Here is a 12,349-nt window from a genome sequence, read left to right as displayed (position 1 = left end):
TTGAAAACCCGGGAGGCACTATCACAATGGGAGGACTGGTTCAACGTTTTGCGTTCATTTTTGGGCTAGGGTGTCTGCTCATTCTTGCTTCCTGCGGAAAGAGAGTGGAGCCGCTCAAACTCTCGAACGCCACACTGGAAGGTACCGTAACCTACCAAGGTAAGCCTGTACCGTTCGCCCTGATCATTGTCACCAACGGTAAGGAAACTGCGACGGCGAATGCCGACGCCCAAGGGAAATTCAAGGTTGAACATGTCCCCCTTGGTCAGGTCCAAATTGGGGTCAACACGGATGCCGGAAAGGGCGCTGCGATGAGCGCCATCATGGCTGCGCGGCAAGGTGGCGGTCAGGCACCGACGCTTATCGACATCCCCAACAAGTACTTTGAACCTTCGAGGTCCGGGATTACTACGACAATCTCAGACGGTGCTAACACGTTCGATATCAAAATCGAATGATCGTAGAATCGCTGAAATAGGCTGCCAAACAAGGTCGACTAGTAAAAAAGACTTGCGGTGGGATTTTGCACGGCGATCCCACCGCTTTTTTTTGCTAAGGCCGTCTTTCGAGAGCTTGGTGTACCGATTGGTGTACTGACGTGTGCCGGTAGTGACGGCGAGCGCTTACACGTCACAAATTCGCACGCAGCGTTCAAGAGATGCCAACGCGGCAGCCGGTTCAGGATTGCGCGGCACAAACTCTTGCCCCACAAAGCCCTTGTATCCCGTTGCCACGATGGCCCTCATCACGGCGGGATAGTAAATCTCCTGGGTCTCATCAATCTCATGTCGACCGGGGTTTCCACCCGTGTGGAAATGGGCAATATACTGAATGTTTTCCTGAATAGTACGGATGAGGTCGCCCTCCATAATTTGCATGTGGTAGATGTCGTACAACAGTTTGAAATTCTCTGAACCGATCCGCTTGCACAGTTCAACTCCCCATGCCGTGTGGTCGCACATATAATCTTTGTGATTGACCTTACTGTTAAGTAATTCCATCACCAGGACCACTTTGTGCTTCTCCGCGAGACCCAGAATTCGTTTAATGCCCACGACGCAGTTCTTGAGTCCCTGCTCGTCGTCCAAGCCCGGCTCCCGATTGCCGGAAAAGCAAATCAGGTTGGTAAAGCCCGCTTCGGCCACGATGGGGATCATCTTTTCATACCGCTCCACCAACTCTCCGTGATTTTCCAACTTGTTGAAACCCTTGGGAATGCTGGCCCCGGAAGAGACCATCGCACACGTCAGCCCATACTTCTTAATTGTTTCAAAATCATTTGGGCCGAGCAGTTCCACCGACTTGATTCCAATTTTCTTGCAGAATGCACACAACTCTTCCAGTGAAACGCGGCCATAACACCATCGGCACACCGAGTGATTGATATTGCCTTTGAGCGGGGCTGACGATTCTTCTGCCTGCGAATGAGAGTACCGGGCCACGGTAGCGGCCATCGCTGTACCCGCTAGCGTTCCCATCATCGCGCGTCGAGTCACTCGCGTCTTCATTGTCGTCCTCCGATGCATTTACACCAGAATTCGAGCACATTCCCCACAGCCAATCAGTCCCCCATTGTAGTTTGCCAGACGCAGAAATGCGACGGGCGAGTGTTGGCCCTGCTTTTGACAACAATGTCTTTTCCGTTTTGTCAAAAAAAACGGCGCGCCATCGAAATGATGCCGCGCCGCCATGTGCGCGAACCTCACTGAGAAACGCCTGCGTAACTCAACGATTACGTCACGGACCGGTTCGTACCGGACCAGGAGGCCCTGGAGGCTGCCCAGGCTGAATCCCCTCCATGGGGTTAGCGATTTTCTCAGGATGTTTGGCAGTCTCGGGATTAAATTGCGGGTTAGCTTCCGGCTTTTTGCCACCGCAACCTCCCAGGGTGGTTAACGCCAACCCTGCCATCAAAACCAAGGCAAACACTCTGAGCATACACAGCTCCTTCCCAAGAAATCCCACCGCTGCAAAAACACACTGGTTACTCACACGAAGTTCACGGTCAATTAGAAAGCCGACTGGAGAAGGAGGCCGTCAGCAATCGAATTGAGCCGGAACCATGTTCCCCACGCGATATTGTCGCGGATGAATTGGACACTTCCATCCACCATGAGAGCGTTCACCCCACCCGGGTGATAGCTCGATGGGCTGGGCCACTCAGCGTTCGGTCCCCAGGCCGCGATATAGGTGGGCATGTACGTGCCCGGGTTCCAGCGGAACCAGCTCCAGGCCGACTTGGAGCCTCCATCGACGTTCTGGACGTGTTGCCCCGTTTCGTTGGCCCCCCAGCCACCCACCGCGGTGCCCAAGAAGGCGCTGCAAGCGATGGCATCACTGATGGCGCGCCGCTTCCCTGTACCGCTCGTCCAAATTGGTCCGCCGTAATGCCCAACCGAGTCCTTTTCACAACAAATAATCGTGTTGCTTGTGCCATCTGTTATTTGGGATATGTTGGTCGTGCGGGTCTGAGTGAAAACACCATGGATGGTACAAGTCTGGGTAATCGGATCGGGAACCGTATTCCAAGGACTCCAATTGCCAAAGCAACAAGGACCAGGATGCCAGTGGTACCCCTCACTGCCCGGGTAATTTGTAATGGCAATATTGTTAGACTGGTTCGGCTTAAGGAAATTCCCATCCGAGGGGCAGCGGAGCGTGGGAATAGCCGTGCTCACCACCCCTTGGGGGCTTCTTCCTTGGAGGTCGGGCCCGATCCAAACGGGGGCCTTCCAGTTGATGGTGTCGTACACGGTTTTCTGCTCAATGAAAGGCAGAATCATAGCGTTCCAGGTGTGGTGATAGGCAAGAGGAACCTGGTTGTTCTGGCAATAGTCCTGAGCGGAGGTATCCCCTGCTGGCGCCCCCATGCATCCCTGTCCCCAGACGACGCCGGGCGGAAAACTCTTGTAGGTGTCGTGATAGTTTTGTAACCCCAACCCGATCTGCTTCATGTTGTTCGTGCATTGTGACCGCCGAGCCGCTTCCCGCGCTGCCTGCACAGCCGGCAGAAGCAAAGCAATGAGAATTCCGATGATGGCGATCACGACGAGAAGTTCCACGAGCGTGAAACCGCCGCGGACTCGCAGCACAGACCTTAGCAGCTTCATGAGTTACCTCCTTCTTCGAAAAGGTTGTCAAAAGAAACACAATAACCCAAAATACGGTATACGCGTCATACCCAATCGCTTCGCCGCCCCAGAGAAGCGACCTTTCGGCAAATCGCCCGTTGCCCATCCCGGAGGTCACACCGACACCGATAGGTTGGCACGGGAGCCTCCCATGCTTGGTCACCAATGATCCCCACCCTGCCCCGCGGCTGGTATTCTATCAACCGTTTGCTTCGACTGCAATCATTTGGCATGGATTTTTTGAAACCTCCTGGTACGGATTGGAGGCCGGGTTTTTTTATCGCGGATGACCCGATTCGCCGGGAGGCCAGTGCGATGGGCGCAATGGTCTTGGTAAGGGCTTATTTTTTCGCTATTCTTTCCGGCTTGACAAAGCACCATCAAGGCAAGACGCAGAATTTGACGCCCGGGATGTATGGGAAACGCTGGCGGTTCACAATCCGTGCTTGAATTTCGCCGCAAATTAGGGCGGTGGATCGGCGCTGTGGCGATAGCCACCCTGGTAGTCGGCGCAGGTCATTCGGCTTTGGCCGACGACTCTCCTCCAGCAAAAGAGCCATTGCGCATCGAAAATCGGGTTTACCGCGGTCGCGATGAGCTGATCAGTCAGAGCCTCACGATCATTCTTTCCGATCGAGCGTACGACTTTCTCGATTCACCCTCGGAGGCCACGATCATCGATCTTTCCCGAAAACGGATCACATTCCTCGACTTCCAGCGCGGGGAACAAGCGCAGGTCAGCTTTGAAACGGCCCTTTTGTTTCTGGATCGCCTTCGGGCACGCGCCTCCGAACATCCTGACCCAGTATTTCGATTTTGTGGCCAACCGCAATTCGAAATCCGCCAGGACGGTCTGGATCAGTGGACATTTTCCAGCCCCTGGATGACGTACCGGGTGAGGGCACAACCGTGCCTTGACGAGTCCACCTGTGTGCAATTTTGGGACGTCTCAGATTGGATCGCCCGCGCCAACACGCTGCTGGTTCCCGGATCCCGGCCACCTTTCGCCAGATTGGTGGTCAACGACACGTTGCGGGAACATAAACTCTTGCCCCGAGAAGTTGTGCTCATCCCCGCTGCAAGAAACTTTCTGGAGTGGCTACCCGGCCGACGCCTGGAGCTACGGAGCATTCATAGCATTTCGGGCGCATTGACACCGGAAGACCGTGATCGGGTTGACAAGGCAAACCGCGCTGTGATTGCTTTCCGCCGCGTGGACCTGATCGATTACCAAACGTCCCGTCGAGCGAAAAACAACGAAACGCGCTAGAGCCGCGTTTTCTCCGCTTCTTCCTCGATCGCCTTGACCTCTTTCGGCGTCAGTTCCCGTAGCCGAATACTTTTGATAACCCCGGTCGAGCACCAGCTCGCGAAGCCAAATGGCTTGCACAGGTCCACCTCGTATCGGGTCGAAATTTTGTTATCCCCGATAATGAAGTCCACCACTTTTTTCTCGTCCACCCATACCTCGATTTTGGCCTTGGTAACGCGGACCCGGAATTTGTACCACTGGTTGTCGTTAAACACCATGAATTGTGTGGTCTCATTATCTGAAGCGTCGTTGAAATTGATCGAAGAAAGCCCGATCACCGAACCGCCCCAGCCGCCCGTGACGAAGCTGCAGAAGCTGTCGCCCACGGGAAATGTGACCGTGGCAAAAAAGTCGATTCCATCTGTTCGCTTGGCAACGTATTCGACTTCATAATTGGTTTTTGGAAAATCCCCCGCCCAGGCGATTCCCGTCATGGGGTCCCCGCGTTCCATTACGATGCAACCATCTTCGACTTTCACCTGTCCCTCTCCCCCGAACTTGGGCACCTTCCAACCGTTGAGCGTTTTACCGTCGAAGAGGTCACGCCACTGGTAGGGCGAAGGCTTTTTCTCTTTGGCTTGTGCCGGTGAAGTAGCTTCGCCAGGTACATGCCTGTTCGGAGTTTCAGAGCCTGCACCGCCAGACCCGGCACTGCCTTCAGCAAAAGCGATCTTTGCACTACATGTCAAAAAGATGCTCACGAGGAGTATCCCGGCGACCACTTCCAAAAAATGGGGGGAACGGCTTCGCATGGTTGACGCCTCCTCAACCTAGGATGCTGTGAGCTTTGCGCAGCTAGCTGCGCACAAGAACAAATTCGACCACGTCGGTGGTTCTCGTCCGAGTATCATTATGGCACAGCATCTGGGGCCCGGGAAGCCAACACCCTGCGCGTCTCTAAGTAGGATAGCAGAATAGTCACCCAAAGTGCACGTGGAGCGGCGTGACCACCAGCCGTTTGTTAGCACAATATCTCACTGGCCGATAAGCAGCCCGATGAGCGCTGCCGCCAGGACCAAACGGACGGGGGAAATCTTCCAGACTGCGGCCGCCCACAGGGCAAATAGTCCCAGCGCAATTGCCGTGGGATGAGTGAAGACTTGTCGGCCCAGATCCACGCACACTCCCAGAATTAAACCGATGACTGCGAGGGTTAGGGCGTCTAAAAAAGCAGCAGACCAACGGTAGGTGCGTGCCTTTCGCACGAAGGGATGGAGCACCGACGCCAGCACGACACAGGGGGTGATCATACCTGCTGTGGCCGCCACAGCTCCGATATGGCCCCCCAGCAGATAGCCGAGAAATGTGGCGACCGTAAGGATAGGACCGGGCGTACTCTGGCCCACGGCTAACGCGTCCAGCAATTGTTGATGCGAAATAATGCCGGTCTTAACAAATTCGGAAACTAAATAGGCTGCCAGCACATTTCCACCACCATAAAGAAAGATGCCCACCTTAGCAAAGGAAAGAAAAAGCTGAAAAGGTGACAACTGTGTGACCAGGGATGAAGCACCAGCGGCTGACACGCCACCGATAAAAGGGAAAATAAGGTGGGAAACGGTGTCATTAGGACGGCGGTTGCCGGGCGGAGAAATGCCATTCCTGGATGGAATTACATGAAATAAAACGATACCCAGGAATGTGCCCGCGACAAGAACGACAAACGGATTGGCGCCGAGCAAATACGCCGCCACCACGGCTGCGAGGATCGCGAGATTTGTGGGTCGCCGCAATTTTCCCTGTGCAATTTGAGTGATGGAAACAAGGATGATTGCGAGAATGACCGGTCGGATCCCCGCCAAGCAGGCCTCCAGAGCGGGCAACCCTTGATTGCGCACGTAGACGACTGCGCAGAGCCAGGTAATCATCGCCGCCGGAACGACGAATCCCACGACCGCCGCCAACGCTCCCAGTAAGCCTGCCCTCCGATAGCCCAAATGGAGGGAGAGTTGCACGGCAATTGGGCCTGGAATCAAGTGGCTGGCTCCCACGTAGTCCATGAACTCTTCGGGACTCAACCAGCCGCGACGCTGAACGAGTGCTTGCTGGATGATCGCGATGGAGGCAGCCGATCCGCCAAAACTCGTCAATCCGATTTGCGAGAAGACCCAGAGGATTTCGGCCAGTTGCCGCAAAAGCATGTTTGCACCTTAACGCCCGGGCAATTTCCGAACAGTCTCTTCGAATTTGGAGGCCAGTATACAATAGTGAGGGATTGCCCCATCCGTGCGGCTTCTTTATGCTACGACAATTCTCTCCATTATGTTCGGCTGAGGCTTTCTGCGGTACATGAGAATTTTATGAAACATCTCAAAGACTACCGGGATCGCGAGGTCGAGTACGAGTTTGGCGTTCCCATTCCTGGGCGAATCCTTCCTCCGGAGCAGTGGGTGAAAACGGCCATCAAGCGACTTCCGCCGCCCGGTCCCATTGATTGGTCAGCGGTCTTCGGCCGGGAGGCACCGCTCGTTTTGGACATCGGCTGCGGCAACGGACGTTTCACCTTGGCCAGCGCCTTACGGCGTCCCGAGCTTAATCACATCGGCCTGGACATTTTGCCGGTTGTGATCCGTTACGCGACCCGACGGGCCAATCAGCGTGGGCTTTCCAACGTCCGTTTTATTGTGTGTGGAGGCCACGAATTTCTGGAAAATTACGTGATCCCGCATAGTGTGGCGGAAATCCACGTGTACCATCCTCAACCGTACAAAGACCCGGAAAAGCAGCACCGGCGGTTACTGACCCCTGCTTTTCTGGCGTTGGTGCATCGGTCGCTTGTTCCCGGTGGGCTGTTCGTTCTGCAAACGGACAATCCCGCCTACTGGCGCTATGTGCGACCGCTTGTTGATCACTTCTTCCACTTCCAGGACCAGGAGGGCCCGTGGCCCGACATGCCAGAGGGGCGAACACGGAGGGAAATCTACGCACGGTTGAAAGGTTTGCCGATCTTCCGCGGTTACGGGTACGCCAGGCAGGACATTACAGATGATCAAGCCAGGGCATTAGCCACCACGCTGCCCCCTCCTGTTTTTTCGGCGGAAGAAGATCGCGACCCTTTGAAAAAGGGCCATCCCCGAAAGCCCCATCGCCCAAAACCGCGAGGAACCGGGCGGACTCGGCGGCGGTAATCTCTCATGAAAAGTGCATGACTGGCGCTAGGCGGAGGTGTTCCACCGATTTCGAGGGATCATAGTCCTGCCGTCAGGGCGGCAGAAGCGCGAACCCCACTGACCTTTGGAGGCAAAAGATTGGGCGGAGTCCCCTTGACGAACAGTTGCTCCACGGCCTGGGCTTTTTCCTTGGTGCTCACATCGGGATAGTTGATGGGGTCAGTGATCCCGTGTTTGGCCAGAATGCGGCTGGCCTCGGAGCGAGCCTGCCCGGCGAGATCGAGGGCTGCAGCAAGAATCCGCAGGCACTCCGCCGGTGAGTGAAAGCCCATGCCATTGTTGGCCGCCACAAAGTCCCATCGAAGCTGTGCGCGACGGATGAGCTGGCGAGCAGTTTGCAGTTCCTCGTTTGTGGCCCCAGCCTGCATGGCGGCTGCCACGTCGAAGTGCGCTGCTACGAGGGCCTGTTCTACCCGTCCCCGCACTTCGTGAATTTTGTCCTGGATGCTTTCCACACGACTGCGGATCTCCTCCTCGCTCCACCTGTGACACACAGCGCACGAGTTGGCGATGTTGAGCAGCGGACTCTGCACATGATGGTCGGTGAATTTAACGCCCCCCTCACTCATGTATGGCATGTGACAGTCGGCACACGACACATTGCGATACGCGTGGATTCCCGTGGAGTATATTTCGAAATCCGGGTGCTGCATTTTCACCATGGGAGCATGACTAATAGCGTGCGTCCAGTCGCTGAAGTTGGCTTCCTCGTAGTAGGCTTCGATCTGTTCGAGGGACGTGCCCTTGTCCCACGGAAACGTCAGGTACTTCCCTTCACCCTTGAAGTAGTACTCGACGTGACACTGCGCACACACCATGGTTCGCATTTCCTGGTGCGAAAGCTTATCGGGATCGCGCCCCTGCCTTTGCAACGCTTCACGGAGCGCCGGCCTGGTGATGACCAACCGCATGTCTGTGGGATCGTGACAATCCAAACAGCCGATAGGATGAGTGATCTCGCTTTTGAATGCAGCAAAGGGCTGTTTGTAAAAGTCGGCAGGCGACATCTGGGCCAACAGCCGCGGGACATCTGAGCTCTTGCAGGTCCAGCAGGTGGCCGGTGTTTTCTCGTTAACCCGTTTGGTGTGCGTGACATCTTCCACCGCACATACATGACCTCGAGCCTGCCGGTACTCTTTGGCAAAAGCATATCCTGCAAACAGGATCACGTTAGCCGGCGTTTCTTCGAGGTAGTCCCGGGGAAAAGCGCCGCCGTATTTCGTTCGCGTGGTATCGTCCATCATCTGACGGTAGCGATCATATTCCCGCGGGAAATTGGCCGCCCATTTGCTGCTATCCGATTCCCATCTGGCAATTGGGTGAACGGGCTGGGGCGGCAAGGCCTCTCGCCGCCGGGTGAGTATCGACGACGCCAAGAGTCCAAGCGCAAACGTAACGATCAAAGCAAGCCCGAAAAGCAGCCATCCTGCCCAGACCCATTGTTTTTGATGTGAAGTCTTTTCGGTGTGATTCATCGTTTCTACCTCTGTTTCAACTCCTCAAAAAGTTTTCAAAAGTGCTTAACAATCGATCCGGACGGATCACCGGTGTGCACCATTACCAGACGCCCGCGGTTCCCGGCCACCCACTTGTGGTCCCAAAGTGTTGGGCCCCACCGGCGGCAGGCTTGGGTCAAGGTAACCGGGTGTGGTCGCCAGGCCCCGTACTGAACCGTGGGGCACCTCTGTGTGACAATCCCAGCAACGGAGATCCCCGGGTACATGTTCGCGAAGGGACGTGAAACTGATCAGCGGTTCATGACAGCGCCGACAGTTTTGCTCCACAACTGGCTCCGCCCTCCTAGACAACTTGATTACCTGTGGCTCCCAGCGCATCGTGAACACGGTGGCGTGCCAGAGACCGTCCCGGGCCTTGAAAAGCCAGTGTCGCCAAAAAGAATCCTGAGGAACGTGGCAATCATTGCAGTGGGCCACCTCCGCGTGACTGCTGTGACGCCAGCTTACATATTCGGGCCGCATCACGTGACAATTGACACACACCTCGGGGTCATCGCTCAAGTAGGAGGGAGCACGAGAAATATGAGCCACAAGGGCGGCAAGCCCCAGGCAGATCCCCCAACTACCAAAAACCAGCAATCGCAGGGGTACGGGAAGCCACCCCAGCGAAAGAAAGTTCCACAAGCGTGGCTTCCTCGCCTTCGGGAAAGCAAGGTCCATGTCAGATAAGTCTTTCATCTTTATCGAACAGGTGAACAATACGCACCATGTGTGAAATAGCCTGGCATCCCGTTCGTAACCTTGTAACTTAAAACCATTGTTTAGGGGCGCAACATTCCAGAAACTTTCCTTTTTGACAATATTCGCATCGGCCGCTCTGTGGTCACCCTCCGTAAGGAATTTCCTGGAACGTGAGATCTCAACGGTCGGTTAACTAACCCAGATGAAGGAAGCGGTAGGGAGCCTGCAGATTCCCTACCGCCCCTTTTTCCCGGGAGCCGGGCACGGCCGTTCGAGGACGACGATCAGCCGGCGATGTTGGCTTTAGGTGACACCGAGCGGGTGTCTGCGGTGCTGGAGCCCCGGACCGCCAGGACGCGCCGCAGATCGTCTTCCGCCCTCTGTCCAATCAGTCGCAAGTCGTACTTTTCCTGGAGAATTTTGAACACGTTCGGGGTGATGAAAGCCGGTGGTTTCGGGCCGATGGTGATGCCCTTCACCCCCAGGTAAAGGAGCGTCAGCAGCACAGCCACGGCTTTCTGCTCGAACCACGAGACCACCAGCGTGAGCGGCAGGTCGTTGACAGAGCACCCCAGAGCCTCTGCCAATCCCAAAGCCACCTTAATGGCTCCGTAGGCATTGTTGCACTGGCCCATATCCAGAAGCCTGGGCAGACCGAGCAGCGTACCGTAGTCATAATCCCGAATCCGGTACTTCCCGCACCCCAATGTCAGGATGAAGGAATCAGGCGGTGTCGCCCGCGCGTAATCGCTGAAGTAGTTTCGCCCGATTTCCGCACCGTCGCAACCACCAATGACGAAGAAATGACTGACTTTTCCTTCCTTGACGGCCTGGACGATCTGATCGGCCAGCGACAGAATCACGCTGTGATGGAAACCAACGGTGCTTTCACGTTCGATTTTCTCCGGGAGGGGTGGGCATTCCAATGCTTTCTTGATCACCGGAGAAAAATCACCATCTTTCAGGCGGGTACCGCCGGGAACGGCCGTCACCCGGGTTGTGAACACGCGATCCTTGTAGCTGTCCTTAGGGATAAGGATGCAGTTGGTGGTGGCCACAATAGGCCCGGAGAATTCCTCAAACTCCCGACGCTGCTTCTGCCAGGCGCCTCCGTAATGCCCAGCCAAATTGGGATGTTCGCGAAGCTTGGGATACATGTGGGCGGGGAGCATTTCCCCGTGCGTGTATACCTTGACGGGAGTACCTTCACACTGTTTCAGAAGCTCCTCCAAATCTCGGAGGTCATGGCCCGTCACGAGGATCCCTGGTCCGGCCTGGGTCCCCTCTTTGACCGTAGTCGGACTGGGCTGTCCGTACCGACGGACATGGCCTTCGTCGAGCATTTCCATAACCCGAAGATTGTGGCGGCCACACTCGAGGACCAGCTCGAAAAGGCTGTCTAAATCGAAGTTCACGTTGGTCATCGTGGCAAAAAGGGCATTTTCGATGAACGCATCCACCTCTTCATCAACCATGCCCAGCCGCCGGGCATGATGGGCATACGCAGCCATTCCTTTCACGCCATAAAGCAGCGTCTCCTGAAGGGATTGCACATCCTCGTTTTTGCCGCACACACCCGGGCTGATGACACATCCGGTGCAATTCGAGGTCTGTTCACACTGGTTGCAAAACATAGGCAGGTCCTCCTTTTCTGTATCACAAACTCGGGAACTTCTTGTGCACTCACTCTTTCGTTTGAAGGTCTCATCCCGCTGATCGACCATCCAACGCTATAATACGGGCTCAGACCTTTCGAGATTTTGACGCAGATCAAGTCCGGCGAAAAATTTTGGCGACCTCAATCAGCCACCTCATTTCGCAACCTATCATGTCACCTTCAGCAGTAGAAATCCTGGAGAATTGCCCGTTCTTCGCGGATGTCAACGAAACGGCTTTTCGACGACTGTTTGCCATTGCCCGAGTCGTCAGATTTCGCAGCGGCCAAACCATCTTCGTGCAGAATGAACCCTGCCCGGGAATGTATGTGGTGGGCACCGGGCTGGTACGGATCTTCAAGCGCACGCCCCAGGGCCGAGAGCGGGTACTCCACCTGGTTGGTCCTGGAGAAACATTCGCCGAAGTGGCCGCCATCGGCAATTTTTCGTGTCCTGCCTGCGCCGAAGCGGTATCCCCCACCACGTGCGTGCTTCTTCCTCTCGAACCTTTGCAGAAGCTGATTGCAGAAGACCATGAGCTGTGCCGGCAACTGCTCCTCAGCCTTTGCCTTTGGGTAAAACGTCTCGTGGATCTGGTGGAAGACCTGACGCTCCGCGACGCGGCAGGCCGGGTTGCGAGGCTACTTCTAGAAAAATCTCAGCGGGATCATCGGAAGGTTCGGCTGCCGACCCTCAAGCGACACCTTGCGGCCCAACTTGACCTCACAAGTGAAACGTTTTCGCGGGTGCTCCGTCGGCTGGAATTGGCGGGAGCGATCAAACACCTCGCCCGCAACGAGCTGGAAATTATCAACAAGAGAAAACTGGAAGAGCTGGCACGGCTCGAATGATAGGGAGTGGTGGAATTTCAGAAACGCTGCCC

Annotated in this window: 12 protein-coding genes; 4 read left to right on the top strand and 8 right to left on the bottom strand. The window is 55.6% G+C overall.

What is annotated here, in order from left to right; genetic code table 11:
* Window positions 1-458: carboxypeptidase-like regulatory domain-containing protein (locus ABJK56_RS13115; RefSeq protein WP_347245118.1), on the top strand; the 458-nt coding region annotated here is incomplete at its 5' end.
* A 165-nt stretch (window positions 459-623) separates the two neighbouring features.
* On the opposite strand, the gene ABJK56_RS13110 is transcribed toward ABJK56_RS13115, so the two are convergent.
* From ABJK56_RS13110 to ABJK56_RS13100, 3 genes are all read right to left on the bottom strand, one after another.
* Window positions 624-1,508 carry a TIM barrel protein gene (locus ABJK56_RS13110; RefSeq protein WP_347245117.1) on the bottom strand — a complete coding sequence of 295 codons (885 nt, stop codon included), beginning with the start codon at window positions 1,506-1,508 and terminating at the stop codon, window positions 624-626.
* Between the two features lie 229 nt (window positions 1,509-1,737).
* Entirely contained in the window at window positions 1,738-1,938 is a 201-nt protein-coding gene (locus tag ABJK56_RS13105) for a hypothetical protein (RefSeq protein ID WP_347245116.1), read from the bottom strand.
* 71 nt (window positions 1,939-2,009) lie between these two features.
* Complete coding sequence (locus ABJK56_RS13100) at window positions 2,010-3,110, bottom strand: DUF1559 domain-containing protein (RefSeq protein WP_347245115.1); 1,101 nt, start codon at window positions 3,108-3,110, stop codon at window positions 2,010-2,012.
* A gap of 463 nt (window positions 3,111-3,573) precedes the next feature.
* On the opposite strand from ABJK56_RS13100, the gene ABJK56_RS13095 reads away from it, so the two are divergent.
* Window positions 3,574-4,401, top strand: coding sequence for a hypothetical protein (locus ABJK56_RS13095; RefSeq protein ID WP_347245114.1), 828 nt, complete (start codon window positions 3,574-3,576; stop codon window positions 4,399-4,401).
* Here ABJK56_RS13095 and ABJK56_RS13090 read toward each other — a convergent pair.
* Window positions 4,398-5,195: a DUF1080 domain-containing protein gene (locus tag ABJK56_RS13090; RefSeq protein WP_347245113.1), complete on the bottom strand. Its 798-nt coding sequence runs from the start codon at window positions 5,193-5,195 to the stop codon at window positions 4,398-4,400. The two genes, ABJK56_RS13095 and ABJK56_RS13090, sit on opposite strands and share 4 nt — an antisense overlap.
* A gap of 222 nt (window positions 5,196-5,417) precedes the next feature.
* Entirely contained in the window at window positions 5,418-6,584 is a 1,167-nt protein-coding gene (chrA, locus tag ABJK56_RS13085) for a chromate efflux transporter (protein ID WP_347245112.1), read from the bottom strand.
* Between the two features lie 159 nt (window positions 6,585-6,743).
* Between chrA and ABJK56_RS13080 the strand changes: the two genes are divergently transcribed.
* Window positions 6,744-7,571, top strand: a complete 828-nt coding sequence (locus ABJK56_RS13080) for a methyltransferase domain-containing protein (protein WP_347245111.1) — start codon at window positions 6,744-6,746, stop codon at window positions 7,569-7,571.
* Between the two features lie 59 nt (window positions 7,572-7,630).
* Here ABJK56_RS13080 and ABJK56_RS13075 read toward each other — a convergent pair whose 3' ends face one another.
* The 3 genes from ABJK56_RS13075 to hcp form a co-directional block, all read right to left on the bottom strand.
* Complete coding sequence (locus ABJK56_RS13075; protein ID WP_347245110.1) at window positions 7,631-9,088, bottom strand: ammonia-forming cytochrome c nitrite reductase subunit c552; 1,458 nt, start codon at window positions 9,086-9,088, stop codon at window positions 7,631-7,633.
* A gap of 66 nt (window positions 9,089-9,154) precedes the next feature.
* Window positions 9,155-9,754: a cytochrome c nitrite reductase small subunit gene (gene nrfH / locus ABJK56_RS13070; protein ID WP_347245109.1), complete on the bottom strand. Its 600-nt coding sequence runs from the start codon at window positions 9,752-9,754 to the stop codon at window positions 9,155-9,157.
* 341 nt (window positions 9,755-10,095) lie between these two features.
* Window positions 10,096-11,445 carry a hydroxylamine reductase gene (gene hcp / locus ABJK56_RS13065; protein ID WP_347245108.1) on the bottom strand — a complete coding sequence of 450 codons (1,350 nt, stop codon included), beginning with the start codon at window positions 11,443-11,445 and terminating at the stop codon, window positions 10,096-10,098.
* A gap of 194 nt (window positions 11,446-11,639) precedes the next feature.
* On the opposite strand from hcp, the gene ABJK56_RS13060 reads away from it, so the two are divergent.
* Entirely contained in the window at window positions 11,640-12,317 is a 678-nt protein-coding gene (locus tag ABJK56_RS13060; RefSeq protein WP_347245107.1) for a Crp/Fnr family transcriptional regulator, read from the top strand.
* The last annotated feature ends 32 nt before the right edge of the window (window positions 12,318-12,349 follow it).

Source organism: Thermogutta sp. (assembly GCF_039793925.1).
In the GTDB taxonomy this organism is placed as follows: domain Bacteria; phylum Planctomycetota; class Planctomycetia; order Pirellulales; family Thermoguttaceae; genus Thermogutta.
The sequence above is the reverse complement of the archived record's forward strand: the minus strand, read 5'-3'. Positions and strand labels throughout refer to the sequence as shown.